Origin of the sequence: Amycolatopsis sp. FDAARGOS 1241, assembly GCF_016889705.1 — a bacterium.
In the GTDB taxonomy this organism is placed as follows: Bacteria; Actinomycetota; Actinomycetes; order Mycobacteriales; family Pseudonocardiaceae; genus Amycolatopsis.
On sequence record NZ_CP069526.1, the window covers coordinates 8,112,829 to 8,139,013 of the forward strand.

Below are 26,185 nucleotides of genomic sequence, written 5' to 3' on the forward strand. Positions count from 1 at the left end.
CGCGATCGGGCTGGCGGCGCTCGTCGCGTGCACGATCTGGGCGGCGTGATCCGCCCACGGCAGCCCCGCGCGGTGGCGGAACACGCTGGTCGTCGCCGCGGTGACGGCCGCGTGGCTGGTGCTGCTCGTGCCGCTGTTCCCGCGACGGGGCCGGCATCCGTGGCTCGCTGTCGGGTACTTCGCCGGCCTGCTCGCCGTGGGTGCGGCGCCGGCGACGCTCGTCGACGCGTTCACGTCGATCGGCTACCCCCTCGCGTTCGTGCTCTTCCCCGCGCGCTGGAGCATCTTCGCCGTCACCGCGACAGCGGCGATTCCCTTGCTGGCCAAGGAGATCTGGGGCACGCACAGGCCGACGCCGGCCTGGGTGTTCGTGGTGTCGGTCTCCGGGCCGGTGCTGTACGCCGCGTGGTTCGTCGGGGCGGAGAACGAGAAGCGCCGCCGCACCAACGCCGCGCTGGCCGAAGCCAACGCGCGCCTCGAAACCGCGCTCGAGGAGAGCGCCGCGCTCCACGCGCAGCTGCTCACGCAGGTGCGCGAGGCCGGCGTCCACGACGAGCGCCGGCGCATGGCCCGCGAAATCCACGACACGCTCGCGCAGGGCCTCACCGGCATCGTCACGCAGCTGCAGGCCGCCGACCGCGCGTCATCGGAGGACTCCCGGCAGCGCCACCTCGGGCAGGTCCATGCGCTCGCCAAGGACAGTCTCACGGAAGCCCACCGGGCCGTGCAGGCCCTGCGCCCGGAACCGCTCGCCGACTCGCACCTGCCCGGCGCGCTGGCGGATCTCGCCCGGCGCGTCACGGACACCTCCGGCGTCGCGGTGACGGCGGAGACCACCGGCGAACCGGTGCCGCTGCTGCCGGAGCTGGAGGTGACGCTGTACCGGATGGCGCAGGAAGCGTTGGCCAACGCGGAAAAGCACGCCCGAGCGAGCCGCATCGCCCTCACGCTCACCTACGCCGGCGGCGTGGTGCTCCTCGACGTCCGCGACGACGGTGCCGGCTTCGACCCCGCCTCGCCGGCTCGCGGTGACGGCACGGGCTTCGGCCTGGAGGCGATGCGCCAGCGCGTGCGGCGGGTCGCCGGGACGCTCACGCTCGAATCCGCGCCCGGCGACGGCACGGCGGTCAACGTGCAGCTCCCCGCGATCGCCGTGAGCGGGGCGGACCGGTGATCCGCGTCCTGCTGACCGACGACCACCCGTCGTCCGCGACGGCCTGCGCGGTGCGTTCACCGGCTGCGGCGACATCGAAGTCGTCGGCGAAGCGGCCACCGGGACCGAAGCGCTGGCCTTCGTCGCCCGTCACCGGCCGGACGTCGTGCTGATGGACCTGCGCATGCCCGAACTCGACCGGCGTCGGCGCGATCCGGCGGCTGACGGCCGAGCACATACCCGGCCGCGTCCTGGTCCTCACCACCTACGACTCCGACGCCGACGTCCTGCCCGCGATCGAAGCCGGCGCCACCGGTTACCTCCTCAAGGATGCCCCGGTCGCCGACCTGCAGCACGCCGTCCGCGCCGCCGCGCGCGGCGAGCCGGTGCTCGCACCCAGCGTCGCCGCGCGGCTGATGGCGCCGCTGCGCCGCCCCGCCCCGGGCATGCTGACGCCCCGCGAGCTCGACGTCCTGCGCCTCGTCGCCGGCGGCGCCACCAACCGCGCGGCGCCGAACCAGCTGTTCATCAGCGAGGCGAGCATCAAAAGCACCTGCTGCACGTCTACGCCAAGCTCGGCGTGCCCGACCGGGCGGCCGCCATCGCGGAGACCTACCGGCGCGGGTTGCTCTGTCCTTCATCCGGCTTCTCGAGAACACCGGCGTATTCCTGTTGGCCGGCAACGGCTCCCCTCGTGACGGTCCCGGCCACGCCGGTACCCGGGTCATCGCGCCGACAGCTGCCGCAGCGACGGGCCGCACGGCGAGGGTGGTGTGCCCGTCATCCGGCAGCGCTGACGGGCGCCGCCTGGTTACCCTCGTGACGTGGAACCCGTGGAGATCAACGCGGGCGCGTACTACCTGCGCCAGCTGCGCGCGGACCGGCACCTCGACGACCGGGCCGCGTTGATGGAGGCGTTCGCGGATCCGGATCACCGGCGGTACGTGCTGAACTACCGGCTGCGCAACGTCGACGAAGCCACCGAGTACATCGCGCTGCGGGCGGCGCAGTGGGCGGGCGACGAGCGCTGCTCGTGGGCCGTCGCGGAGCCGACGACGGGGCGGCTGCTCGGTGAGGTCGGGCTGCGTGACCTGGACTTCACGTTCGGCCTGGCCGAGGCGTCGGTCTGGACACACCCCACCGAGCGCGGCCGGGGCATCGCGAGCACGGCGCTCGCCGCGGCCCTGCGCTACGGCTTCGGCGGCCTCGGCCTGCGAGAGATCAGCTACCGCCACGAGGAGAGCAACGCGGTCTCCGCGTCGGTCGCCGCGCGGTGCGGGTTCACGCACGTCGGGGCCGAGCGGGCCCCGGCGCCGACCGGCGAGCCGTTGATCCGCTGGGTCCGCAAGGCGTGACGGGCGCCCCGGGGCCGGGCCCCGGGGCGCCCTGAAAAATTCAGCTGACCGGCTCGATGATCCCGGAGCGGGCCTCCGGCGCGGCCGCCCGCAGCGCGTCGGCCGACTCGTCCGTCGGCTGCGACTGCGACTCGCGCTCGGCCTCCACGCGTGCGGTGTAGACATCCACTTCGCGCTTGATCGTCTCGGCCGACCAGCCCAGCACCTCACCGACCAGCCGCGCGACCTGGTCGGCGCAGTCGACGCCGCGGTGGGCGTACTCGATCGAGATGCGCGTGCGCCGGGCGAGCACGTCCTCCAGGTGCAGCGCGCCTTCGTGGCTCGCGGCGTACACGACCTCGACACCGAGGTAGTCGGGCGCCGACTCGATCGGCTTGAGCAGCTCCGGCTTGCCGTCGGCCAGCGCGAGGACCTCGTGGACGAGCGAGCCGTAGCGGTCGAGCAGGTGCCGCACGCGGTACGGGTGCAGCCCGTGCTCCGCGGCCAGGTGGTCGGCCTGGTTGACCAGCGCGTGGTAACCGTCGGCGCCGAGCAGCGGCACCTTGTCCGTGATGGACGACGGCGGCCGGCCGGGCAGGTCGACCACGGCGGCGTCGACGGCGTCGGCCGCCATCACGCGGTACGTCGTGTACTTGCCGCCCGCGATCGCGACCAGACCCGGCGCCACCCGTGCGACGGCGTGCTCGCGCGAGAGCTTCGACGTCTCCTCGCTCTCGCCCGCCAGCAGCGGGCGCAGGCCCGCGTACACGCCTTCGATGTCGTCGTGCGTGAGCGGCGTCGCGAGCACCGAGTTCACGTGCTCGAGGAGGTAGTCGATGTCGTGCTTCGTCGCGGCCGGGTGGGCCAGGTCGAGGTGCCAGTCGGTGTCAGTGGTCCCGACGATCCAGTGGTTGCGCCACGGGACGACGAACAGGACGGATTTTTCAGTGCGCAGGATCAGTCCCGATTCCGAAACGATCCGGTCACGCGGCACCACGATGTGCACACCCTTGCTCGCGCGCACCCGGAACCGGCCGCGCCCGCCGGACAGGCGCTGCAGCTCGTCGGTCCACACGCCTGTGCAGTTGATCACCGCACCGGCCTGGACCTCCGTCTCACGCCCGTCCTCCACGTCGCGCACGCGCACGCCCGAGATGCGGTCGGCCTCGCGCAGGAACCCGACCACCTGCGTCGACATCCGCACGACCGCGCCGTAGTGCGCAGCGGTGCGGGCGACGGTCATGGTGTGGCGGGCGTCGTCGGACTGGGCGTCGTAGTACCGGATGCCCCCGATGAGCGCCGACCTTTTCAACGCGGGCACCATCCGCAATGCACCCGCACGGGTGAGGTGCTTCTGCCCGGGCACGGACCGCGCGCCGCCCATCGTGTCGTACATCAGCAGGCCCGTCGCGGTGTACGGGCGTTCCCAGACCCGGTGGGTCAGCGGGTACAGGAAGCTCACCGGTTTGACCAGGTGCGGCGCGATCGTGGTCAGCATCAGCTCTCGCTCGTGGAGCGCTTCGCGCACGAGCCCGAACTCGAGCTGCTCCAGGTAGCGAAGCCCGCCGTGGAAGAGTTTGCTCGACCGGCTCGACGTGCCGGACGCCAGGTCACGGGCCTCGATGAGCGCGACGCGCAGGCCACGTGTCGACGCGTCGAGCGCGGTCCCGGCGCCCACGACGCCGCCGCCGATGACGACCAGGTCGAAAGTCTCCTTGCCGAGGCGCTCCCAGGCTTCCTCACGCGCCGCCGGCCCCAGTTTCGCTTCCGTCACAGCGGCTGCCCTCCTTGCGACTCGCTGTTGTGCACACCCCCAGCATCGCACGAGGACCGAGCGGTCCGCCCGGCCGGAAACTTGTCCGTTCCGGCGAGGCGGCGCAGCATGGTAGATCTCGGCGCAAGGAAGCGTCGAATTGAGAGGGGCAGCGATGAGCGAACAAAACTCTCAAAGGTCAACCGCCTTGAGCCGGTTGCGCTCGAACATCGGCGGCGAGATGCTCGCCGAGTTCCTGGGGACCGCCATCATCATCCTGCTCGGCTGCGGCTCGGTCGCGGTCGCAGTGGTGGGCTTGCCCGGTTCCGGTCGGCAGTCAGTCGCGTTCGGTGCGGGTAACTGGCTGATCATCGCCTTCGGCTGGGGCTTCGCCGTGATGTTCGCGGTCTACGTGTCCGCCGGCGTCAGCGGCGCGCACCTGAACCCGGCCGTCACGCTGGCGTTCGCCGTCCGGCGGAAGTTCGAGTGGGCGAAGGTGGTGCCGTACTGGTTCGCCCAGGTCGTCGGCGCACTGGCCGGGGCCGCGGTGGTCTACGCGGTGTACCACGACGCCATCAACGTCTTCAACGCCACGCAGACCCCACCACTGTCCCGACCGGACTCATTGGCCACGTTCTCCATCTTCGCGACCTTCCCGGCGGAGTACTTCGGCGGCGGGGTGTGGGGACCGCTGCTCGACCAGATCGTCGGTACGGCGATCCTCGTCGGGCTCATCGCCGGTTTGATCGACTCCCGGAACAACGCACCCCAGAGCAACACGGGGCCGTTCCTGATCGGCTTCGTGGTGGTGGGGATCGGGCTTTCCTACGGGACCAACGCGGGTTACGCCATCAACCCGGCGCGTGACCTCGGACCGAGGCTGATGACCCTGTTCGAAGGGTGGGGGAACAAGGCGTTCCCCGGCAACGGAGCCTGGTTCAGCAACTACTGGTGGATCCCGATTGCCGGTCCGCTCATCGGTGGCGTGGTCGGCATCCTGATCTACGACCTGCTCGTCGGCCAGGTCCTCACGGCCCGCGAAAAGGCGGGTGAATTCCTGCCGGAGCCGGGCCGGGTCCCGGAACGGGAGTCGGCGGAGAGCCAGCGGACGGCCGCGGAATGAACCGCAAGATCACCGTTTCGGCGTATTTCGCCAGAGCGAGGGGATGACCATGACCTCTTACGTCGCCGCCATCGATCAGGGCACCACGTCGACGCGATGCATGATCTTCGACCATTCGGGCCGCGTCGTGGCCTCGGACCAGCGCGAGCACGAGCAGATCTTCCCGAAGGCCGGCTGGGTCGAGCACAACGCCGAAGAGATCTGGGAGAACACCCGCGCGGTCGCCGCGGGTGCGCTCGCGAAGGCGGATCTGCACACGCGCGACGTCGTCGCCGTCGGCATCACCAACCAGCGCGAGACGACGCTGGTGTGGGACAAGAACACCGGCAAGCCGGTGTACAACGCGATCGTCTGGCAGGACACGCGCACCGACCGGATCATCGCCGACCTCGGCGCGCTCGGCGGTGGGCAGGAGCGCTACCGCGCGAAAACCGGCCTCCCGCTAGCGACGTACTTCTCCGGCCCGAAGATCAAGTGGATCCTCGACAACGTCGACGGCGCCCGCGCCAAGGCCGAGGCCGGTGACCTGCTGTTCGGGAACATGGACACCTGGGTGCTGTGGAACGTGACAGGCGGCGCCGACGGCGGCGTGCACGTCACCGACCCGACCAACGCGTCGCGCACCCTGCTCATGGACCTCGACACGCTGCACTGGGACGAGGGGATCGCCTCGGACATGGGCATCCCGGTGTCGATGCTGCCCGAGATCCGCTCGTCGTCGGAGGTGTACGGCAAGGTCCGGGAGAAGGGCGCGCTCGCGGACGTGCCCATCGCGGGCATCCTGGGCGACCAGCAGGCCGCGACGTTCGGGCAGGCGTGCCTGTCCCCGGGCGAGGCCAAGAACACCTACGGCACCGGCAACTTCGTGCTGCTGAACACCGGCACGGAGAAGGTGATGTCGGAGAACGGCCTCCTGACCACCGTCTGCTACAAGATCGGCTCCAACGACACGGTGTACGCGCTCGAAGGCTCGATCGCCGTCACGGGTTCACTCGTGCAGTGGCTGCGCGACAACCTGGGCATGATCTCGTCGGCCGCGGAGATCGAAGAGCACGCCCGCCAGGTCGAGGACAACGGCGGTGCGTACTTCGTGCCGGCGTTCTCGGGTCTGTTCGCGCCCTACTGGCGCTCCGACGCCCGTGGCGCGATCGTGGGCCTGACGCGGTTCGTCAACAAGGGACACCTGGCCCGCGCGGTGCTCGAGGCGACGGCGTTCCAGTCGCGTGAGGTCATCGACGCGATGAACGCCGACTCCGGCGTGCCGCTGAAGTCGCTGAAGGTCGACGGCGGCATGGTCGTGAACGAGCTGCTCATGCAGTTCCAGGCGGACATCCTCGGTGTGCCGGTGATCCGGCCGGTGGTGGCCGAGACCACGGCACTGGGCGCCGCCTACGCCGCCGGCCTGGCCGTCGGGTTCTGGAAGTCCGAGGAAGACATCCGCACCAACTGGGCGCAGGACAAGCAGTGGGATCCGAACATGGACGAGGCCCGCCGCGAGGCCGAGTACCGCAACTGGAAGAAGGCGGTGACGAAGACCTTCGACTGGGTCACCGACTGAGCCCGGTTTTCCGGTTCGGCCCCGCTCGGACACTCCGGGCGGGGCCGTTCGCATTTCCGAACAATGGTGCGGGGTTTCGGAGTAATGTCGGTTTTACATTCAGTATCGTGAATGGATGTTCACTCATGTGACACTTTCCGTGGGTTGACTCGAAAATCGTCGCCGAGGTCTTGACCTTCTTGGTTCAGACCACACACACTGTGCTCGCCAGAACCTCCTCCGTCCCCAAACTGGAGAACCATGCCCACCATTCGTGTGGCGCGGGCTGTCGCCTGCTCGGTCGCGCTGGGAACAGCTGTCTGCCAAGGCGTGCCGGCGTCCGCGGCGGCCGCGCTGGAACCCGGTGCGCCGCCCGGGTCGAACTTCGACCTCTCGGTGTGGGAACTGCAGGAACCCACGGGTTCCCCCGGCAGCCCCACCACGATCTCCCCGTCGCGTCTCGAGGGCGGTTACACGGACAAGTACTTCTACACCGACTCCGGCGACGGTTCCATGACCTTCTGGGACCCCGAAAACGGTGTCACCACCCCGAACTCCAGCTACTCGCGCTCCGAACTGCGCGAGATGACGTCCTCGGGCAAGGCCGCCGCCTGGGCCGTGTCCGGCACGCACAAGCTGACCGCGAGCGTGAAGGTCACCGAGGTCCCCGACCACGTCTGCGTCGGCCAGATCCACCTCGCCGAAGGCAGCGGTTCGACGAAGCCACTGGTGGAGCTGTACTACTACAGCAACGGTGACATCAAGGCCGGAATCGAGAACTCACCCAGCGGCGGGCAGACGCAGCATTCCCTCGCCAACGTGCCGTTGAACACGAAATGGTCTTACACGATCAGCCTCACCGGCGGGAACACGATCGGGGTGACGGTGAACGGGAAGACGTCGTCGTTCCCGATGCCGTCGTCGTTCAAGAGTTATCCGATGTACTTCAAGGCCGGGGATTACGACCAGTCGAGCGGGAGCAGTTCGACGGTGGGGGCTCGGGTGCACTTCTATTCGTTGGCTGTTTCGCACGGCTGAAATGTGAATTTCAGACGGGGCAGCATCCCGAAGCCCGAGCGTCAGGAAGGCTTCGTATCGGGATGCGGGGTGGGGGGGTGGCTGCTTCCCTCGGTGAGGTCACCACGCCATGGGCTTGCCGCCGAGAGGTGTCTGCTCACCGGGTCCGTGCCGGCCCGCCCGGCCGGCCGACGCGTGTCCAGCCGGGCGGGAAGCCATGCCTGCACCCCGGATTCCTGGTGGCCGAAACCGGCTCCGTCTCAGGCGCCCCAGCCCTCCTGCGTGCCCGACTGTTCGTTGGGTGCCATCAGCTGGAAGCCGGCGCCCTGGTTGTCCTTCGCCATGAGCATGCGGCCGAAGGGCGTGTCGACGGGGGCCGAGACGACCGTGCCGCCCAGTTCGGGGATGCGGGCGGCGGCCGCGTCGGCGTCGGCGGTCCAGAAGTAGAGCATCCAGCCGGGCTCGTAGTCGGTGCCGGTGGCTTGGCCGAGGCCGCCGACCGGGCGGCCGTCGACGTCCAGCGTGGCGTAGGTGAACTCCTCGTTGGACATATCGCCGAAGGAGTAGCCGAAGACGTCGCCGTAGAAGGCCTTCGCGGTGGCGTAGTCGCGGGACATGCACTCGTTCCACGCCAGCGCGCCGGGCGCCAGGGTGACCTGGGTGCCGAAGTGGCGGCCGGCCTGCCACAGGCCGAAGGCGGCGCCCGTCGGGTCGGTGGCGATGGCCATGCGGCCTTCCTCCATGACGTCCATCGGCGGCGCCACGATCCGGCCGCCCGCCTCGATGATCGCGGCCACCGCTTTGTCCACATCGGACACGCCGAGGTACGTGGTCCACACGGCCGGCATGCCCTTCTGTCCAGGCGGGGTCTCCCCCACCCCGGCCACCGGCCGCCCGGCCAGCTGCGCCATCCCGTAGAACCCGGTTTCGGCGCCGCCGAACTGGATGTCCCAGCCCAGCAGCGACTGGTAGAACTGCGCTGCCGCGGTGCGGTCGGGCACCATCAGGTCGACCCAGCACGGCGTGCCATCGGGCCAGCGTTCGTCGCGGAACAACATCTGCGCTCCCCATCGTCGGTTGTGTCAGCGGTCACAGTCTTGCACCGGCCACCGACAAAACCGCGAACTACCACGAAGGGGCCGCGATCAGTGACCGTCCGCGACGAGCCGCGCGTAAACGATCACGTTGTCCAGGTAGTTGTGGGCCGACCGGTCGAACGCGCCACCGCACGTGATCAACCGCAGCTCTGCGTCCGACGTGTCGCCGTAGACCGCGTCGCTCGGGAACACGTCCTTCGGCACCTGGTCCACCTTGGTCACCTCGAACCGCGCCGTGGTGCCGTCCGCCCGGGCCACGGACACATCGTCGCCCGGCGCCAGTTCCTTGAGGCGGTAGAAGATCCCCTTCTGTTTGTTGCCGTCAACGTGCCCGAGCACCACGGCGGGCCCGCGCTCACCCGGCGTCGGCGAATACTCGTACCAGCCGGCCTGCAACGGAGTGCTGACCGGCGGCACCTGCACGGTGTGATCGGCATTGAGCCCCAGCGGCATGAGCGTCGAGTGCGCACCGATCTTCGGGATGTCCAGCGAAACCGGCTTCGACTTCGGCATCGCGCTCGACGCCGGCGCCGGCAGCACCACGGAGTGCGGCGGCGCGGACTGCGCAACGTCCGCCGGCGTGGCACAACCCCCGAGTACCGCCGCAGCGGCGAGCGCCCCCACGGCGAGCGTCTTCCTGATCACGACTCCCCCTTCGAGTCCCGGGGTGGCCTCCACCCAACCAGGTGACGGACCGCGGTCGCCGGAGGGACCGCCGAGCCCCTCCGGCGGTTCCCGTCAGCCGCGCACGCGCCGCCGCACCAGCACGGCCCTGGCCCCGCCCGCGGCGAGGACGCCATCGCACCCGCGGCCGGCCCGGGCCCGGACGACGAGTCGTCGACGGGACCGTCCGTGCCACCCGTCTGCGGCGCCCCCACCCGGCACCTTCGAGACCTGCTTCGCCGGCGCCGCGACTGCGGCCTTGGGCGGCAGCACCGTGAAGCTTTGCGTGGCCTTCACCTCACCGCAGACGAACCTGACCGCGTACGGCTTCGAGCTCTTGTTCACGTGGCCCAGCGCCTGGTGCCCGGGGCCCTCCGGACAGCCACCGACGGCTCAGCGCTTACCCGAATCCAGCACCGATGTCCACTCCTGCCCGACCTGGTCCACAGTCCCCGGGCAGTTGTGGACAGTTCGGCCACCACCTGCGCATCTCGCCGAATTTGTCGGGGCTGGCCGATAGAATGGACGCGGGGACGCCCCCCTTGGGAGGGCGGGGGCTTGTCCGGCGAAGGCATGTCCAGCGAAGGCTGGGGCGTGCACAGGACCCGGCCCGATTCGGAATCCAACGCCCGCAGTGAACGGCCGGCGCAGTAGCCGATGGACGCCATGCGGCGCACGCGGGGACCGTTCGGACGGTGCGGCGGAGACGGCGCTCCCACAGCCCCCGCGTGCGCCCCGTCTCCGCGGTCCCGATGAGCGCGCCACCAAGCCTGCGCAGGGCACCGGCGAGGTAACGATCGAGACACAGCGGGAGCTCGCTCACTCGCACACGAAAAAGCCGCCGGGAACGATTCCCGCGGCTTGTAATCATGATCGTGTTCGCCGGCGCTATTCGGCGAGGCTTCCGTCCCCGGCTTTCGCCGCGCCCGAGGGCACTTCGGCCACTTGGGCTGCGGGCACGGAGAACGTGGTGCTGTAGGTCTTCCCGCCGCACGACACCGTGAGCGGGTACGCGCCCGCAGCCGTGCCCGGCGCCAGTTCGGCGCGGGCGCTCACCGTCGCCTGGACGCCGATGAACGGGCCGAAGTCGTAGCTGGCGAACGTCAACACGGGCGAGCTGAACGTGGTCGAACCGGCCTTGGCGCCCGGACAGTCGGCGAGCGCGACGTTCGCTTCGCCGCGCTGGTACTTGTCGACCATGCCGTGCAGCACCGCCGTGTCCTGGTTCAGCTGAACGGTCACGGCCGGGGCCGGCTGCGCCGGCGCGGCGGCCGGGCCGCCGGTCGCCGCCACCGCTTGACCGGCCACCGCGACCGTCCCGATCGCCACCGCCGCAACGAAAACCGCCCTCTTGCGCACCCTCGGCCCCTTGTCCCGCGTCGCCATCAGCCTGTCACCGCACAAGACGCGGCGCACCGCACCGGGTTGCGCGGAAAGGGAAAATCAGTCCAGATCGTCGTGCCGCATGAGCTGCCGGCCCGCTTCGGTGATCGAGCCGCTCAGCGACGGGTACACCGAGAACGTCAGCGCCAGGTGGTCCACCGTCAGCTGGTTCTGCACCGCGAGCGCGATCGGCAGGATCAGCTCGCTCGCGGATGGCGCCACTACGACCCCGCCGACCACCACACCGGTGGCGGGGCGGCAGAAGAGCTTCACGAAACCGCGGCGCAGGCCCTCCATCTTGGCGCGCGCGTTGGTGGCCAGCGGCAGCATGATCGTGCGCGCGGGCACCTCGCCGGAGTCGATGGCGTGCTGGCTGATGCCCACCGTCGCGATCTCCGGGTGCGTGAACACGTTGGCGGCCACGGTTTTCAGCTTGATCGGCGCGACGCCCTCACCCAGCGCGTGCCACATCGCGATGCGGCCCTGCATGCTGGCCACGGACGCGAGCATCAGCACGCCGGTGCAGTCACCCGCCGCGTAGACGCCGGGGACGGTCGTGCGTGAAACGCGGTCGACGGTGATGAACCCGCCGGGGCCGGGCTCGATGCCCACGCGGTCGAGCCCGATGTCGGAGGTGTTCGGAATGGACCCGACGGTCATCAGCGCGTGGCTGGCCTCGATCACGCGGCCGTCGGTCAGGTGGACCGCCACGCCCTTCTCGGTGCGCTCCACCCGCTCGGCGCGCGCGTGCTTCGCGACGGTGGTGCCGCGCTGCGAGAAAACCTCCTCGAGCACCGCGGCGGCGTCGGCGTCCTCGTGGGGAAGCACGCGGTCGCGGCTGGACACCACGGTGACCTTCACGCCCATCTCGGTGTACGCGGAGGCGAACTCCGCGCCCGTGACCCCCGAGCCGATCACGGCCAGGTGCTCGGGCAGCTCGGTGAGGTCGTAGAGCTGGCGCCAGTCGAGGATGCGCTCGCCGTCGGGCACGGCGCCGGGCAGCACGCGCGGGGTGGCGCCGGTGGAGATGAGGACGACGTCGGCCTGCAGCGCTTCCGTGGTGCCGTCGACGTGGGCGACGGCGACCTTGTGGGTGGCCAGGCCCGGCTCGTCGTCGCAGAAGCGGGCTGTGCCGTTGATCACGCGCACGCCCTCGCGCTGCACCCGTGCGCGGATGTCGGCCGACTGCGCGAGCGCGAGGCCCTTCACGCGGCCGTGGACGGTTGGCAGGTCGACGCTCGTGTCGGCGAGGTCCGTGTTGATGCCCAGCTCACCGAGGTCGTGCATCTTGGCCAGCGCGCCGGAGGAGGCGATGAACGTCTTCGAGGGGACGCAGTCGTAGAGGACACACGCACCGCCGAGGCCGTCGCGTTCGACGATCGTCACGTCGGCGCCATGCTGCGCGGCGACCAAGGCGGCTTCGTAACCCGCCGGGCCCCCGCCCATGATCACGATCCTGGTCACCTGAGGTCCTCCTCGATACGCCTGTGGCCGGTGGGTCCAACGGTACGCGGCGGGAGTCCGGCGGAATTCACTGACGGGCTTTGTCCCCGGAGTGGGCATGTGCATCCGCTCGTGCGGCGAGAGGTCGCTAGGCTGTCCGAGTGCCGTTGTATGCCGCTTACGGATCGAACATGGAGCCCGCCCAGATGCTGGAGCGCGCTCCGCACTCACCGATGGCCGGCACTGGCTGGCTGGAGGGCTGGCGCCTGACCTTCGGCGGCGAGGACCTCGGCTGGGAAGGCGCCCTGGCCACGATCGTCGAAGACGCGGGCTCACGCGTGTTCGTCGTGCTCTACGACGTGACCCCCCTGGACGAGACCGGCCTCGACCGCTGGGAAGGCGGCGAGCTCGGCATCCACACCAAGATCCGCCTGCGCGTCCAGACCATGGACGGGTCCGTGCTGGCCTGGCTGTACGTCCTCGACGCCTACGAGGGCGGGCTCCCCTCCGCGCGCTACCTCGGCGTGCTGGCGGACGCGGCCGAAGCGGCGGGCGCCCCGGCCGACTACGTGGACGACCTGCGCACCCGCCCCTGCTCCGGCATCACCGGCTGAACTTACCCACAGATGCCTCGCGCCCTGTGGACAACTCCGCGGATCCGCCCGTCCACCAGGGGAACGTGAACGAAGTTCAGCATCGTTTGGTAAAGCGCTGACAGCGGTTCACGTATTACCGCGTGAGACGTTTTGTTCTGCCCTGGTACGCGACTTGTCGAACGTGCTTATAGGCATACGAAAACCGTTGGGACGCAAGGCAAAACGGCGTTATTTTCGGCGCCGGACCCAGTGGGGAAATGACCTCGTGCTCACCGCGGGTGAATAATCCAGCCCACGCTTCAGCCCGGGGTAACAAGACCGGGTGAATCGACGCTCGGACCTGCTTCGCAGGGTCGAAAACCACCCGCCTGAGTTGTCCACAGCGCATGAGAACCTGTGGATAACTCAGGCGGGATGGGATGGTCTGACCGGCCTCCGGCGCGCAGCCGTGGGTGCGCCGGACGCTCCCGGCGCACCTGGCTCAAGCGAGCGTCGCCAGCGCCGTGTGCACCAGGGTCCGGACGCCGACCAGCAGAGCCCGCTCGTCGAGCGTGAAGGTCGCGCGGTGGATGTCCGCCTGGGCCGCGGGCGGGCCGGGCCAGACGCCGAGGCGCGCGAAGCCACCCGGCACGTGCTCGAGGTACCAGCCGAAGTCCTCGCCGCCCGAGGACTGCTCCGTGGCGGCCAGGCCCGCTTCGCCGACAGCGGCCTCGACGCCGGCGCGCATAAGCGCTGTCGACTCCGGGTCGGAAACGACCGGGGGCACCCCGCGGCGGTAGTCGAGGGAGAAGCCGACCCCGGTCGGGGCCAGCAGCGATTCGACGGACGCCGCGACCAGCGGTTCGAGGGACTTCCAGACCTCATGGTCGGCCGTGCGCAGCGTGCCGCGCAGGACGCCGTCCTGGGGCACGGCGTTGGCGGCCTGGCCGGCGTGCACGGCGCCCCACACCAGGACCGTGCCGGAGCGCGGATCGATGCGGCGCGACAGCACCGACGGCAGCGACGTGATGACCGTGCCCAGCGCGTACACCAGGTCCGCGGTGAGGTGCGGCCGCGACGTGTGGCCACCGGGTGAGGTCAGGCGCAGCTCGATGAGGTCCGCGGCCGACGTCAGGGCGCCCACGCGCATGCCGACCTTGCCGACCTCCAGCCGCGGGTCGCAGTGGAGGCCGTAGATCCGCTCGACGCCCTCGAGAGCGCCCGCCGCGATCATGTCCAGCGCGCCGCCAGGCATGACCTCCTCGGCGGGCTGGAAGATGAGCCGCACGCGGCCGGGCAGCTCCGGCGCGCCGGCCAGCGCGCGGGCGGCGCCCAGCAGGATCGCGGTGTGGGCGTCGTGCCCGCACATGTGGGCCGCGCCCTCCGTGGTCGAGGCGTACGGGAGACCCGTGTCCTCCGTGAGCGGCAGGGCGTCCATGTCGGCCCGCAGCGCGACGCAGCGCTCACCCTGGCCGATGTCGCACACCACGCCCGTGCCGCCGGGCAGTACCCATGGCTTGAGGCCGACGGTGCGCAGCACCGACACGACCAGCTCCGTCGTCGCGAACTCGTGCCGCGACAGCTCCGGGTGGGCGTGGATGTGCCGGCGCCACGCCAGCACGTCGGTGGCATTGGCGCGCAGCCAATCGTCCAGCCAGAACGGGCCGCGGCCCGCACCGAGATCCTCCACAGGAGCCATGCTGACGCCGGCTTCGGTGATCAGCGAGGCAGGCGCCTCGATCGGGTTGGCGAGGCGACCGTCGGGGTCGCCGGGAACGTCCGGTCGTGAATCCAGCACCGTCACGCCGCACCTCCTCCCGCAACACGGGTGGCCCGAGCAGCGCAGGGGGTCACGCAACGTGCCGTTCGATCTGTCGTACGCATTTGCAGATGATCGTGCACCATGCAGGTGGCAACCCGCTCGCCGCGGACCGGGACCCGAGACGGCCGGTACCGGATCTGCGTTGAACGGCCGTGGTGACTTCAGCCAGGGTGAACGGTACCCGCTCAGTCGCCCTTGTTGCGCTTTGAACGCGCCCGGCGGCCGAAGAACACGATGGCCAGCAGCACGACGGCGATCCCGCCCGCGATCAGCTTGTTGCGGCTCTTCTCGGCGTTGGCCTTGTCCGTCTGCGTCGGGTCGAGCACCGGCCCGGGTTGCGTCTGCCGCGGCGCCGGGAGCAGCGCCTCCGCGGGCGCGATCACCCCCGCGACCTGCGCCGCAGCGGGCGCCCCGGCCGTTTCGACGACGGCCGCCTGCGCCGGCGCCGCCCACAGCAGCAGCATTCCCAGCAGGCCGGCCAGCAGCAGTCCCCGCACCTTCGCCATGACATCCCTTCTACGGCACTGGCCAGCATTCTGCCCGCCGAACCCCCGCCCCGTCAGCCGCCACGCGGTGTTTCACGTCCCGCTCGCCCCGCTACAACGCCCGCCGATCGCACCTTCACACGGTGACCGGTCGTAACTGAGCGTGGAGCGGTCATGAGGTCAGACCAAAGTCACTTCGGGGACCGTTCGTCAGCCGAACGGGGTGAGCGGTCAACCGTCGGTAGCTCGCCGGCACGGTGGGCGGTCAGCCGTCGGTCGGTTCCGCCGGTTCCGAGAACGCCGTGAGGATCCGCTCGGCGCCCAGCGTCGCGGTCAGGGAACCCTCGCGGACCGCGCGTTCGACGTCGGCCACCTGAGCCCGCACGGACGGGTGGGCGGTCAGCCGGTCGAGGAGCTGTTCGCGGACCATGGCCCACGTCCAGTCCACCTGCTGCTGCCGGCGGCGGGCCGAGAGCTCCCCCGATTCCTGCATGAGGGCGCGGTGCCGTTCGATCTCCGACCACACTTGGTCGAGGCCGACGGCCTCCAGTGCGCTGCACGTCAGCACCGGCGGCGTCCACGGCGCGTCCTTGCCGTAGATCATCCGCAGGGCGCCCGACAGCTCGCGGGCCGCGCGCGCGGCGTCGCGCGCGTGCGGTCCGTCGGCCTTGTTGACGGCGATGACGTCCGCCAGCTCCAGCACACCCTTCTTGATGCCCTGCAGCTGGTCGCCGGTGCGGGCGAGCGTCAGGAGGAGGAAGCAGTCCACCATGTTGGCCACCGTGACCTCGGACTGCCCGACGCCCACGGTCTCCACCAGCACGACGTCGAAGCCGGCCGCCTCCATCAGCACGATCGTCTCGCGCGTCGCCCGCGCGACGCCGCCCAGCGTCCCCGACGTGGGCGACGGGCGGATGAACGCGCGCTCGTCCACGGCCAGCCGAGCCATGCGGGTCTTGTCGCCGAGGATGGAGCCGCCCGTGCGGGTCGACGACGGGTCCACGGCGAGCACGGCGACGCGGTGGCCCGCCGTCGTCAGGTCCGTGCCCAGCTGGTCGATGAACGTCGACTTACCGACTCCGGGCACCCCTGTGATGCCGACGCGCTGGGCGCCACCGGCGTGCGGCAGCAGCTCGACCAGCAGTTCCTGCGCCTGGGCCCGGTGGTCGGCCCGGTGCGACTCGACCAGCGTGATCGCCTTCGACAGGGTGCCGCGGTCGCCCGCGAGCACCCCCTTCGCGTAGGCGGCGACGTCGATCTTGCGCGGCAAGGCTCAGGACTCCTGGTGCACGAGCTGCTCGAGCAGGCCGATCGCGGCGTCGGCGATGACCGTGCCCGGGCCGAAGATCGCGGCCGCACCGGCGGCGCGCAGCTCGTCGTAGTCCTGCGGCGGGATGACGCCGCCCACCACGACCATGATGTCCGACCGGCCCAGCTCCGCCAGCTCATGGCGCAGCGCCGGCACGAGCGACAGGTGCCCGGCGGCCAGCGACGACACGCCGATCACGTGCACGTCGGCCTCCGAAGCCTGCCGCGCGACCTCACCCGGCGTGGAGAACAGCGGGCCGACGTCGACGTCGAAGCCCAGGTCGGCGAAGCCGGTGGCGATCACCTTCTGGCCGCGGTCGTGGCCGTCCTGGCCCATCTTGGCGATCAGGATGCGCGGCCGGCGCCCTTCGTCCTCGGCGAACTTCTCGACGAGCGCACGCGCCTTCTCGACGTTGTCCGACTTCCCCACCTCTTCCCGGTACACGCCGGAGATCGTGCGGATCTGCCCGGAGTGGCGGCCCCAGATCTTCTCCAGCGCGTCGGAGATCTCGCCGACCGTGGCCTTCGCGCGCGCCGCGTCGATGGCCAGCGCGAGCAGGTTCCCGCCGTTCTGGGCACCTTCGGTCAGCCGGCGCAACGCGTCCTCGGTCGCCTGTCCGTCGCGCTCGGCGCGCAGCCGGCTCAGCTTTTCGAGCTGTTGCGCGCGCACGCCCGCGTTGTCGACCTTGAGCACGTCGATCTGCTCGTCGTCGGTCACGCGGTACTTGTTCACGCCGATCACCGGCTGGCGGCCGGAGTCGATGCGCGCCTGCGTGCGCGCGGCGGCCTCCTCGATGCGCAGCTTCGGGATGCCCTGATCGATCGCGCGCGCCATGCCGCCCGCGCTCTCGACCTCCGTGATGTGCGCCCACGCCTTGCGCGCCAGGTCGTAGGTCAGCTTCTCCACGAACGCGCTGCCGCCCCACGGGTCGATCACGCGCGTGGTGCCGGACTCCTGCTGCAGCAGCAGCTGGGTGTTGCGGGCGATGCGCGCGGAGAAGTCCGTGGGCAGCGCCAGCGCCTCGTCGAGCGCGTTGGTGTGCAGCGACTGCGTGTGCCCCTGCGTCGCGGCCATCGCCTCGACGCAGGTGCGCGTGACGTTGTTGTAGACGTCCTGCGCGGTCAGCGACCAGCCCGACGTCTGCGAGTGCGTGCGCAGTGAAAGGGACTTCTCGTTCTTCGGGTCGAACTGCTTCACCAGCTTCGCCCACAGCAGCCGCGCCGCGCGCAGCTTCGCGACCTCCATGAAGAAGTTCATGCCGATGGCCCAGAAGAACGACAGCCGCGGCGCGAACTTGTCCACGCCCAGTCCCGCGTCGACGCCCGCGCGGAGGTACTCGACGCCGTCGGCCAGCGTGTACGCCAGCTCCAGATCGGCGGTCGCCCCGGCTTCCTGCATGTGGTAGCCGGAGATGGAGATCGAGTTGTACTTCGGCATGTGCTGCGAGGTGAACGCGAAGATGTCCGAAATGATCCGCATCGACGGCTGCGGCGGGTAGATGTAGGTGTTGCGGACCATGAACTCCTTGAGAATGTCGTTCTGGATGGTCCCCGCGAGCTGCTCCGGCTTCACCCCCTGCTCCTCCGCCGCAACCACGTACAGCGCGAGCACCGGCAGCACGGCGCCGTTCATCGTCATCGACACGCTCATCTTGTCGAGCGGGATGCCGTCGAAGAGCCGGCGCATGTCGTAGATCGAGTCGATCGCCACGCCCGCCATGCCGACGTCGCCGGACACGCGCGGGTGGTCGGAGTCGTAGCCGCGGTGGGTGGCCAGGTCGAACGCCACCGACAGGCCCTTCTGGCCGGCCGCGAGGTTGCGGCGGTAGAAGGCGTTGGACTCATCGGCGGTGGAGAACCCCGCGTACTGGCGGATCGTCCAGGGCTGGTTCACGTACATCGTGGGGTACGGCCCGCGCAGGAACGGTGCGATGCCCGGGTAGGTGCCGAGGAAGTCCACAGCGGACAGGTCCGCGGCGGTGTACACGGGCTTGATGCCGATGCCCTCCGGCGTCTCCCACGCCAGTGCGTCGGGCCCCTTGCCGGTGGCGTCCTGCACGGCTTGCGCCCACGCGGCGCGGTCCCCCGCCTCGGGAGTGCCGAGCGGGACGTCGGCGAAGTTCGGGATGCTCATGCCGCCGCCTCCACGAGGAGTTGCCCGCGGGCTGGCCCGGAGGCGCCGGCAGGAATATCGATGATTCGCTTGCAAGCTGCGCTCATGCGGACACTCCCAGCTGTGCGTGGATGCCGGTCAGGACTTCGAGGGCGTCGCAGCCCGCATAGACGTTGCCGCTCACGCCCGGGTAGCTCGCCTTGCCCGCGAGCAGCACGGTTTCGGCGCCGAGGGCGCCGGCCACCTGGGCCGCCTGCTCCTCGTACGCGGCGTCGGTGCCGCACAGGCACGCGATGCGCGCGCCGCTCTCGCGGAACGCGCCGGGCAGGTCGTCGGTGGCGCCCGGGTTCACGGCTTCGAGGCCACCGGCCTGGAACAGGTTCGCGGCGAAGCCCGCGCGCGTGGTGTGCGCGGCGACCGGGCCGAGCGTGGCGAGGAAGACCTTCGGCCGTTCGCCGTGTTCCGCCAGGTACGCGTCGGAGGCGTCGCGCAGCTTCTCGAAGGCTTCGGCGTAGCGGTGGCGCGGCAGGCCACCTTCCGAAGTGGACTGTTCGACGGGTTCGCGCGCCACCGGCTTCTCGGCCAGGTTCGGGAACTCGCTCACACCCGTGATCGGGTCGCGCCGCGTGGCCAGGCGCTTCGCGCGCTTGTCCCAGGTCTGGGCCAGCCGCGCGGCGAGCGCACCCGAAGCCAGCTCGGCTTCGACGCCACCCGCGCCGTCGATCGCGGTGAACTCGGCCCACGCAGCCTTGGCCAGCTCGTCGGTCAGCTGCTCGACGTACCAGGAGCCGCCCGCCGGGTCGATCACGCTGCCGAGCTTCGACTCCTCGAGCAGGATCGCGTTGGTGTTGCGGGCGATGCGCGCGGCGAACGCGTCGGGCACGCCGATCGCGGCGTCGAACGGCAGCACGGTCACCGCGTCCGCGCCGCCGACGCCCGCGGCGAAGCACGCGACGGTGGTGCGCAGCATGTTCACCCACGGATCGCGCTGCGTCAGCATCGCGGGCGAAGTCACGGCGTGCTGGTGCATACCACGCACGCCGGCGGGCGCACCGGAAACTTCGAGCACGCGGTCCCACAGCCGGCGCGCGGCGCGGAACTTGGCGATGGTCGTGAACTGGTCGGCCGTCGCGGCCAGGCGGAACTCCAGCTGCGCGGCCGCGGCGGCGACGTCCAGACCGGCTTCGACCAGCGCCCGCAGGTACGCGACGCCGACGGCGATCGCCGCACCCAGCTCCTGCGCGTCCGACCCACCAGCCTCGTGGAACGGCAGGCCGTCCGCGACGAGCGTGCGCACCTTCGGGTACTTCGCGGCGACGCGCGCGGCCAGCTCGGCGGCCGGGGCGACGGGCAGCGCCACACCCGTGCGCGCGCGGACGCCGACCGGGTCCGCGCCGAGCACCGCGCGCGCCTCACTGGACGGAATTTCGCGCTCTGCCAGAACTTCCAGCAGCGCGGTGGCCGCGGCTTCGTAACCGGCGCCCGCGTCGAGGACGACGGGCGCGAGGTCGAGGTAGACCTCGTTGAGCGCGTCGGCCAGCGCTTCGGGCCGCAGCGCGCCTTCGCCGACGCGCAGCCAGACGGACGTCGCGCCGCCTTCGAGGTCGGCGAGGATCGCGGTGTTGGCGGCCTTCGCGTCGGCGCGGTCGTGGCGCACGCGCACGTCCCACCCGGTGCCGATCACGCCTTCGGGCCGCCCGCCGCGCACGAACGGCGGCAGGCCGGGGAAACCGAGCTCGCCGGCCGCGTCGGCGGCGGTGTAGAGCGGCTGGATGTCGAAACCGTCGTACGTGTGGGTGACGAGCTTGCTCTCGGGCGCGCCCGTGAAGTCCTCGGGCAGGCGGCCGCTCTTGCGCAGCACCCCCGCCACGAGCTCCTGCCACCGGGCCCGGTCAGCGGCCGGGAACTCCGCCGCCAGCGCGAGCTCGGGTTCGGAGATCGGCACCGATTCCGGACCAGCCGTGTTCGTCATACCCATGGATGGTAGAGCCACGCCAGTGCCGCCACCTGTGACTCCGGTCGCCCCTGCGGACACTTCCGGGGTACCTGCAAACCAGGGTGAGCGGGGAGTTGCACACTGAGTCGAAGGGTGTCGGTGCCTTACGACACAATCAGGGGGTGTCCTCCTCGAGCGAAGAGTCGTCGAGCGCAGCCGAAGAGCCGTCCCGTGTGGTCGCCGGGCGGTACCGGCTGCGATCCGTTCTCGGTTCGGGCTCGATGGGCACGGTGTGGTCGGCCTACGACGAGTTCCTGCACCGGCCGGTGGCCGTCAAGGAGATGAAGCTGCCGCCCGGCGTGCCGGCGTCGCAGGCGGACGAGCTGCGGGAGCGGACGCTGCGGGAGGCGCGCGCAATCGCGGTGCTGTCCCACCCGAACGTGATCATCCTGCACGACGTCGCGCGCGACAACGACGAACCGTTCGTGGTCATGGAGCTGCTGCCCTCGCGCAGCCTCGCGCACATCCTGCGCGACCACGGACCGCTGACCGTCGAGCAGGCGGCGGCCGTCGGCATCGCGGTCGCCGCCGCGCTCGAAGCGGCGCACGACGCGGGCATCACCCACCGCGATGTGAAGCCGGGCAATGTGCTCGTCGCCGGCGACGGGCGGATCAAGCTCACCGACTTCGGCATCGCGCGCAACGTCTCCGAAGCGACGATGACGCGCACCGGGATCATGCTCGGCTCTCCCGCTTACATCGCGCCGGAAGTCGCCTCCGGCGGCGCGGTCACGCCTGCTGCCGACCTGTGGGGGCTGGGCGCGACGCTGTTCGCCGCCGTCGAGGGTGCTCCGCCCTACGACGCCGACGGGGATCCGCTGGAGACCGTCGGCAAGGTCGTGAACGGCTCGGTGCCCAAGCCGAAGCCGGGCCCGCTCGCCGACGTGATCGCGGCGCTGATGAAGAAGGAGCCCGAGAAGCGGATCTCGCTGCGCGAGGTGCGCCACCGGCTGTACCCGTTGCAGGGCAAGACGGCGCTGGACCTGTTCGGGCCTGAGCTGTTCCGCACGCCGGACGGGAAGAAGACGTCGGCGCAGCTGGACGCCACGGACACGCAGGTGCTGAAGACGGTCGCGCCGGTGTCCGGCGTGCCCCCGGTGGAGGCGAAAGCCGAGGCCAGCTCCGAGCTGGCGGCCGATCCCGGGCCGTTGCCGTTCCTGCGGTCCTCGACGCCGGCGCCAGTCCCGGCTCCGGTCGTGGCGCGGCGCAGCTCGCGAGCGTCGGCGCTGCTGGCGCTGGCGGCGGTGGTGCTGTTCCTCGTCGCGGGTGCCGGCGGGTTCGCGCTGGCGCGCCTGATCAGCGGCCAACCCCTCGTGCCGCCCGCGGGCGGCGCGGCCCCGGCCGGTTCCGCCGAGTCCACGGGCCCGCCGGCGCCGTTGAAGCTGGTGCCGCAGCAAGGCAACGCGAGCGACACGGCCAACGTCTCGCGCGACAGCCAGTACGAGATCTCGGTGCCCGAAGGCTGGCAGCGGTTCATCGCCACCCGCGAGTCCAGCACGCTCGGCTCGTCCGTCGTCGTCCAGTACGTGTCGCCCGACGGCCACTGGTCCCTGCGCATCGAGCGGTACGCCGGTTACCTCCCCGACCACGACGTGGGCGACTACGAGCGGAGCCTGCGCGCCGGCACCGACCGCGACTCGTTCAACTTCGCCCAGCCGCCGATCAAAACGACGGCCGGCGTCGAGATGGCGTACCGCACGGTGGAGCACAGCCAGCCGGCGAAGGGCAACCACTCCGACGCCGGGATCACCCGCGCGACCTTCGCGGTGCTGAAGACCTCGAACAACGCGCTCTGGGCCATCTCCCTCACGGTGCCCGCGGAGATCGAAGACAGCGCGGTGACCACCTGGGACCAGATCAAGCAGACGGTGGCGTTCTCAGGCGAACAGTGACCGGAATTCGGTTGCCACGCGGGTGAAGATCGGCACATGGACCAGCCCACGTTGCGCACCCGGCGGCTGACCCTCGTCCCGCTGGCCGACGAGCACCTCGAACTCGAGGTCCGACTGGACTCCGATCCCGAGGTGATGCGCTACCTCATCGGCCGCGCCGCGTCTCGAGCCGAGGTCGAGCGCGCCCACCGTCGCCGGCTGGCGGCCGCGCGCGAAGTGCCCGGTCTGGGCTTCTGGGCCGGTTTCGCCGCGGCCGGGTTCGTCGGCTGGTGGATCCTGCAACCCCCGCACGGCCCGGACCAGGTCAAAACGCCGGGCGAAGCCGACCTCGGCTACCGCCTGTTGCGCAGCCGCTGGCGCCAGGGCTACGCCACGGAAGGCGCGTGCGAACTCCTCCGTTACGCCTTCGAAGACGTCGGTCTCGACCGCGTCTTCGCCCCGACCATGGCCGTCAACACCGCCTCCCGGGCGACCATGAGCGCCGCCGGCCTCACGTTCGCCCGCGCGTTCACCTCGGCCGCGGACGACGATCCGATCCCAGGCGCCGAGCACGGCGAAGTGGAGTACGAGCTGAGCCGGGCCGCGTGGCTGGCTCAGCGCAACCCGTCCGGGTAGCGCCGCCCGGATTCGGCGGCCTGGGCGAGGCGGCGCAGGCCCGCGAAGAGTCGATCGCCGAGGACGGTGCCGACCACGGCGGCCTCGACGATGCGGTCGAGCGACGGCTGGGCGGCCAGGGTGTCCAGGTCGGTGACGGCGATGCGGTCGGCGAGATCCGCGTAATCGTCGAGGCGGTCGAGCAGGGCGGGGTGCCCCAGGGCGCGCAGGGCGCACAGCGTCGAGACCAGGCTGGGCGCCGCCGGGTGGTCGGGACCGAACTTCCAGCCGTGCGCGGCGGCGAGTGAGCTCAGCCGGTCCAGCGCCCACGCGCGGGCCTCGTCGTCGGTTTCGGCCGGGCCGCCCACGAGCGCGCGCTGCGTGACGCCCAGGACCTCGTGCGTCGGCTCGCCCGCGTCGATCGCGGCCAGGACGTCGCCGACGGTGGCCACGGACAGGCCGCCGATGTCGAGCAGCGCGCGGATGAGCTTGAGCCGCTGCACGTGCTCCTCGCCGTAGCGCGCCTGGTTGGGGCTGGTGCGCTCGCCGGGGTGCAGGAGCCCTTCGCGCAGGTAGTACTTGATCGTCGCGACCGGCATCCCGGACGCGACGCTCAGCTCGGCCATCCGCACCGTCGAACCACTCCCATCTCGGGGAAAAACCCTGAGGACCTCTCAGCATGGATAGTCTAGCTTCCCATAACGGATACTCGAACTATCCATTATGGGAGGACCTGATGTTGCAGAGAACGCGCTCCTGGCACCGCCCGTCCACGACGTTCGCGCTGGCCCTGGCCGTGACGGCGGTGGTCTGCGTAGTCGCGATGGTCGTGGACCAGCGGACCGTGCTGGGCGCACCCGTATGGGACAAGCTGTTCAAGTTCGCCGTCTCGGGCGCGCTGTACTTCTTGACCTGGGGCTGGCTCGTGTCGCTGCTGCCCCGCTTCCAGCGCACCGCCCGGATCGCCACGGACGTCGTGATCGTGCTGTTCGCCGGCGAGTACGTGGTGATGGTGGGCCAGGCCGCCCGCGCTCGCCCGAGCCACTTCAACAACGCGACACCCCTCGACAAGACGCTGTTCACCGCCATGGGCGGTATGGTCGCCGGCATCTGGGTCGCGACGCTCGTGCTCACCGTCCTGCTGATGTTCACGCGCCTCGAAGACCGCGCCACGCACTGGGCCGTCCGCACCGGCGCGGTCATCTCCCTCACCGGCATCGGCCTCGGCGCTCTCATGCTCGGGCCGACAGCGCAGCAGCGCGCGCGGCTCAAGGCCACGGGCGCGTCGGACCTGATCGGCGCACACAGCGTCGGCGTTCCCGACGGCGGTGCCGGCCTGCCGATCCTCGGCTGGAGCACCACCGGCGGCGACCTGCGGATCCCCCACTTCACCGGCATGCACGCGTTGCAGCTGCTGCCGTTGCTCGCCCTCGGGCTCGGCCTGCTCGCCACCCGGTTCCCGCGCCTGCGCGACAGCGCCGTGCGCGTGCGGCTGGTGTGGGTCGGCTCGCTCGGCTACGCGGGCCTCGTCGCCCTCGTCACCTGGCAGGCAGTGCGCGGCGAACCCCTGGTCCACCCGAGCGCGGCCACGCTCACGGCCGCCGGGACGCTCGTCGCCACCGTCGCGCTGGGCGCCGCGGCTTCCGTCCGCCGCCCGCAGCGGGTGCTCGTGCGATGACCGGCCAGCTCTTCACCTGGGCGTTCCCCATCGCCGTCCCGTTCTGGGCGCTGATGATCTTCCTGCCGACGTGGCGCGGCACCCGCCGCATCGTGGCGTCGCCGTGGGTGCCGCTGCTGCCGCTGCTGTGCTACTTCGCGCTCGCCGTGGCGCACTTCGGCGAGCTGTGGCAGGCGGTCAGCCGCCCGGACTTGGCGCAGCTGCAAGCGTTTGCGGGCGCTCCCGCAGGGGCCGCGATCATCTGGGCGCACCTGATCGCGTTCGACCTGTTCCTCGGGCGGTGGATGTTCTTCGAGGCGCGGGACCGCGGGATCCCGTGGTGGCTGGTCAGCCCGGTCCTCGTGCTGACGATTTTCCTGTCCCCGTTCGGGCTGGTGGTGTTCCTGGTCGTCCGCACTGTCCGGATACGCTCGGCGCCATGACCAACCACGAGGAAGCGGCCGCGGCCGCCATCGCCGAGCGCACCGGCGTCGAGAAGCACGACATCGCCGTGGTGCTGGGCTCGGGCTGGCGCCCGGCCGCGGACGTGATCGGGACGGCCGACGCGGAGATCCCGTTCGGCGACCTGCCCGGTTTCACCACCCCGGGTGCCGTGGGGCACCGCGGGACCGTTCGTTCGCTGCAGGTGGGCGACAAGCGCGCCCTCGTGCTGCTGGGCCGCACGCACTTCTACGAGGGCAAGGGCATCGACCAGGTCGTGCACAACGTGCGCACGGCCGCCGCGGCCGGCGCCCGGACGGTGCTGCTCACCAACGCGGCCGGCGGCCTGCGCGAGGGCTTCCACGTCGGGCAGCCCGTGCTGATCTCCGACCACCTCAACCTCACGGCCCGCTCGCCGATCGTCGGCGCGAACTTCGTCGATCTCACCGACCTCTACTCCCCCCGCCTGCGCGGCCTCGCGAAGGAGATCGACGGGACGCTCGAAGAAGGCGTGTACGCCGGCTTGCCCGGCCCGCACTTCGAGACGCCCGCCGAAATCCGCATGCTGCGCACGATGGGCGCGGACCTCGTCGGCATGTCGACCGTGCTCGAGGCCATCGCGGCCCGCGCGGCCGGGATCGAGGTGTTCGGCCTGTCGCTCGTCACGAACCTCGCCGCGGGCATGACGGGCGAACCGCTCGACCACGAAGAAGTCCTCGAAGCGGGCCGCCAAGCGGCGACGCGCATGGGCTCGCTCCTGAAGGACCTCATCAGCAGGGCATGACGCGCTCCGTGCCGG

23 protein-coding genes and 1 pseudogene are annotated in these 26,185 nt (G+C 70.9%); 12 read left to right on the forward strand and 12 right to left on the reverse strand.

The features are described from left to right. The first annotated feature begins 100 nt into the window (after positions 1-100). The 3 genes and pseudogenes from I6J71_RS39365 (at position 101) to I6J71_RS39375 (ending at position 2,508) form a co-directional block, all read left to right on the forward strand. A complete protein-coding gene (locus I6J71_RS39365) occupies positions 101-1,174 on the forward strand; it encodes a sensor histidine kinase (protein WP_204091499.1) in 1,074 nt (357 codons plus the stop codon). Further along, a pseudogene (locus I6J71_RS39370) lies at positions 1,171-1,784 on the forward strand (response regulator); the annotation flags it as partial. The gene I6J71_RS39365 and the pseudogene I6J71_RS39370, both read left to right, overlap by 4 nt. Positions 1,785-1,977: 193 nt before the next feature. Beyond that, on the forward strand, positions 1,978-2,508 hold the full coding sequence (locus tag I6J71_RS39375; protein WP_204091500.1) for a GNAT family N-acetyltransferase: 531 nt from the start codon (positions 1,978-1,980) through the stop codon (positions 2,506-2,508). Positions 2,509-2,548: 40 nt separating this feature from the next. Here the strand turns inward: I6J71_RS39375 and I6J71_RS39380 are convergent, their stop codons facing one another. After that, positions 2,549-4,261: a glycerol-3-phosphate dehydrogenase/oxidase gene (locus I6J71_RS39380; protein ID WP_204091501.1), complete on the reverse strand. Its 1,713-nt coding sequence runs from the start codon at positions 4,259-4,261 to the stop codon at positions 2,549-2,551. A gap of 154 nt (positions 4,262-4,415) precedes the next feature. Here I6J71_RS39380 and I6J71_RS39385 point away from each other — a divergent pair, with 154 nt between their 5' ends. The 3 genes from I6J71_RS39385 (at position 4,416) to I6J71_RS39395 (ending at position 7,938) form a co-directional block, all read left to right on the forward strand. Next, positions 4,416-5,363: an MIP/aquaporin family protein gene (locus I6J71_RS39385; RefSeq protein WP_204091502.1), complete on the forward strand. Its 948-nt coding sequence runs from the start codon at positions 4,416-4,418 to the stop codon at positions 5,361-5,363. A 49-nt stretch (positions 5,364-5,412) separates the two neighbouring features. Beyond that, complete coding sequence (gene glpK / locus I6J71_RS39390) at positions 5,413-6,921, forward strand: glycerol kinase GlpK (protein ID WP_204091503.1); 1,509 nt, start codon at positions 5,413-5,415, stop codon at positions 6,919-6,921. Between the two features lie 240 nt (positions 6,922-7,161). Further along, positions 7,162-7,938 (forward strand): polysaccharide lyase family 7 protein, encoded by a 777-nt coding sequence (locus tag I6J71_RS39395; RefSeq protein ID WP_204091504.1) that lies wholly within the window; start codon positions 7,162-7,164, stop codon positions 7,936-7,938. A 239-nt stretch (positions 7,939-8,177) separates the two neighbouring features. Here I6J71_RS39395 and I6J71_RS39400 read toward each other — a convergent pair whose 3' ends face one another. The 5 genes from I6J71_RS39400 to I6J71_RS39420 all read right to left on the reverse strand — a co-directional run bounded on the left by I6J71_RS39400 (position 8,178) and on the right by I6J71_RS39420 (position 12,524). Further along, positions 8,178-8,975, reverse strand: a complete 798-nt coding sequence (locus I6J71_RS39400; RefSeq protein ID WP_204091505.1) for a VOC family protein — start codon at positions 8,973-8,975, stop codon at positions 8,178-8,180. A gap of 87 nt (positions 8,976-9,062) precedes the next feature. Further along, on the reverse strand, positions 9,063-9,659 hold the full coding sequence (locus I6J71_RS39405; RefSeq protein ID WP_204091506.1) for a class F sortase: 597 nt from the start codon (positions 9,657-9,659) through the stop codon (positions 9,063-9,065). A 93-nt stretch (positions 9,660-9,752) separates the two neighbouring features. Next, a complete protein-coding gene (locus I6J71_RS39410; protein ID WP_204091507.1) occupies positions 9,753-10,022 on the reverse strand; it encodes a hypothetical protein in 270 nt (89 codons plus the stop codon). A gap of 543 nt (positions 10,023-10,565) precedes the next feature. Continuing rightward, positions 10,566-11,036 (reverse strand): hypothetical protein, encoded by a 471-nt coding sequence (locus tag I6J71_RS39415; protein WP_204091508.1) that lies wholly within the window; start codon positions 11,034-11,036, stop codon positions 10,566-10,568. Between the two features lie 84 nt (positions 11,037-11,120). After that, positions 11,121-12,524, reverse strand: coding sequence for an NAD(P)H-quinone dehydrogenase (locus tag I6J71_RS39420; RefSeq protein ID WP_204091509.1), 1,404 nt, complete (start codon positions 12,522-12,524; stop codon positions 11,121-11,123). Positions 12,525-12,664: 140 nt separating this feature from the next. Between I6J71_RS39420 and I6J71_RS39425 the strand changes: the two genes are divergently transcribed. After that, a complete protein-coding gene (locus tag I6J71_RS39425; RefSeq protein WP_204091510.1) occupies positions 12,665-13,117 on the forward strand; it encodes a gamma-glutamylcyclotransferase in 453 nt (150 codons plus the stop codon). Between the two features lie 463 nt (positions 13,118-13,580). Here I6J71_RS39425 and I6J71_RS39430 read toward each other — a convergent pair whose 3' ends face one another. From I6J71_RS39430 to I6J71_RS39450, 5 genes are all read right to left on the reverse strand, one after another. Next, a complete protein-coding gene (locus I6J71_RS39430) occupies positions 13,581-14,882 on the reverse strand; it encodes an amidohydrolase (protein ID WP_204091511.1) in 1,302 nt (433 codons plus the stop codon). 203 nt (positions 14,883-15,085) lie between these two features. Beyond that, positions 15,086-15,406, reverse strand: coding sequence for a hypothetical protein (locus I6J71_RS39435; protein ID WP_204091512.1), 321 nt, complete (start codon positions 15,404-15,406; stop codon positions 15,086-15,088). 244 nt (positions 15,407-15,650) lie between these two features. After that, the gene (gene meaB, locus I6J71_RS39440) at positions 15,651-16,655 is read right to left on the reverse strand and encodes a methylmalonyl Co-A mutase-associated GTPase MeaB (protein WP_204091513.1); all 1,005 of its coding nucleotides are present in this window, start codon (positions 16,653-16,655) and stop codon (positions 15,651-15,653) included. A 3-nt stretch (positions 16,656-16,658) separates the two neighbouring features. Further along, positions 16,659-18,827 carry a methylmalonyl-CoA mutase gene (gene scpA / locus I6J71_RS39445; protein ID WP_204091514.1) on the reverse strand — a complete coding sequence of 723 codons (2,169 nt, stop codon included), beginning with the start codon at positions 18,825-18,827 and terminating at the stop codon, positions 16,659-16,661. Positions 18,828-18,909: 82 nt separating this feature from the next. Beyond that, positions 18,910-20,778, reverse strand: a complete 1,869-nt coding sequence (locus I6J71_RS39450) for a methylmalonyl-CoA mutase subunit beta (protein ID WP_204091515.1) — start codon at positions 20,776-20,778, stop codon at positions 18,910-18,912. Positions 20,779-20,924: 146 nt separating this feature from the next. Between I6J71_RS39450 and I6J71_RS39455 the strand changes: the two genes are divergently transcribed. Both I6J71_RS39455 and I6J71_RS39460 read left to right on the forward strand, forming a co-directional pair. Beyond that, the gene (locus I6J71_RS39455; RefSeq protein WP_370542037.1) at positions 20,925-22,694 is read left to right on the forward strand and encodes a serine/threonine-protein kinase; all 1,770 of its coding nucleotides are present in this window, start codon (positions 20,925-20,927) and stop codon (positions 22,692-22,694) included. A gap of 36 nt (positions 22,695-22,730) precedes the next feature. Continuing rightward, a complete protein-coding gene (locus I6J71_RS39460; RefSeq protein WP_204091516.1) occupies positions 22,731-23,309 on the forward strand; it encodes a GNAT family N-acetyltransferase in 579 nt (192 codons plus the stop codon). Here the strand turns inward: I6J71_RS39460 and I6J71_RS39465 are convergent. Next, a complete protein-coding gene (locus I6J71_RS39465) occupies positions 23,288-23,914 on the reverse strand; it encodes a MerR family transcriptional regulator (protein WP_239154169.1) in 627 nt (208 codons plus the stop codon). The genes I6J71_RS39460 and I6J71_RS39465 overlap by 22 nt on opposite strands. 110 nt (positions 23,915-24,024) lie before the next feature. Between I6J71_RS39465 and I6J71_RS39470 the strand changes: the two genes are divergently transcribed. The 3 genes from I6J71_RS39470 to I6J71_RS39480 are packed head-to-tail and all read left to right on the forward strand — an operon-like array spanning position 24,025 to position 26,170. Continuing rightward, on the forward strand, positions 24,025-24,966 hold the full coding sequence (locus I6J71_RS39470; RefSeq protein WP_204091518.1) for a hypothetical protein: 942 nt from the start codon (positions 24,025-24,027) through the stop codon (positions 24,964-24,966). Further along, positions 24,963-25,388, forward strand: coding sequence for an ABA4-like family protein (locus tag I6J71_RS39475; protein ID WP_204091519.1), 426 nt, complete (start codon positions 24,963-24,965; stop codon positions 25,386-25,388). The genes I6J71_RS39470 and I6J71_RS39475 overlap by 4 nt, the downstream gene beginning before the upstream one ends. Beyond that, positions 25,385-26,170, forward strand: a complete 786-nt coding sequence (locus I6J71_RS39480; protein ID WP_204091520.1) for a purine-nucleoside phosphorylase — start codon at positions 25,385-25,387, stop codon at positions 26,168-26,170. Before I6J71_RS39475 ends, I6J71_RS39480 begins: the two co-directional genes overlap by 4 nt. Positions 26,171-26,185: the final 15 nt, after the last annotated feature.

Bases quoted from the DNA above. Each gene is read 5' to 3' on its own strand.
- I6J71_RS39385 (WP_204091502.1), top strand. From the start codon at position 4,416: ATGAGCGAACAAAACTCTCAAAGGTCAACCGCCTTGAGCCGGTTGCGC.
- glpK (WP_204091503.1), top strand. From the start codon at position 5,413: ATGACCTCTTACGTCGCCGCCATCGATCAGGGCACCACGTCGACGCGA.
- I6J71_RS39395 (WP_204091504.1), top strand. From the start codon at position 7,162: ATGCCCACCATTCGTGTGGCGCGGGCTGTCGCCTGCTCGGTCGCGCTG.
- I6J71_RS39400 (WP_204091505.1), bottom strand. From the start codon at position 8,975: ATGTTGTTCCGCGACGAACGCTGGCCCGATGGCACGCCGTGCTGGGTC.
- I6J71_RS39435 (WP_204091512.1), bottom strand. From the start codon at position 15,406: ATGGCGAAGGTGCGGGGACTGCTGCTGGCCGGCCTGCTGGGAATGCTG.
- scpA (WP_204091514.1), bottom strand. From the start codon at position 18,827: ATGAGCATCCCGAACTTCGCCGACGTCCCGCTCGGCACTCCCGAGGCG.
- I6J71_RS39450 (WP_204091515.1), bottom strand. From the start codon at position 20,778: ATGACGAACACGGCTGGTCCGGAATCGGTGCCGATCTCCGAACCCGAG.
- I6J71_RS39460 (WP_204091516.1), top strand. From the start codon at position 22,731: ATGGACCAGCCCACGTTGCGCACCCGGCGGCTGACCCTCGTCCCGCTG.
- I6J71_RS39465 (WP_239154169.1), bottom strand. From the start codon at position 23,914: ATGGCCGAGCTGAGCGTCGCGTCCGGGATGCCGGTCGCGACGATCAAG.
- I6J71_RS39470 (WP_204091518.1), top strand. From the start codon at position 24,025: ATGTTGCAGAGAACGCGCTCCTGGCACCGCCCGTCCACGACGTTCGCG.
- I6J71_RS39475 (WP_204091519.1), top strand. From the start codon at position 24,963: ATGACCGGCCAGCTCTTCACCTGGGCGTTCCCCATCGCCGTCCCGTTC.
- I6J71_RS39480 (WP_204091520.1), top strand. From the start codon at position 25,385: ATGACCAACCACGAGGAAGCGGCCGCGGCCGCCATCGCCGAGCGCACC.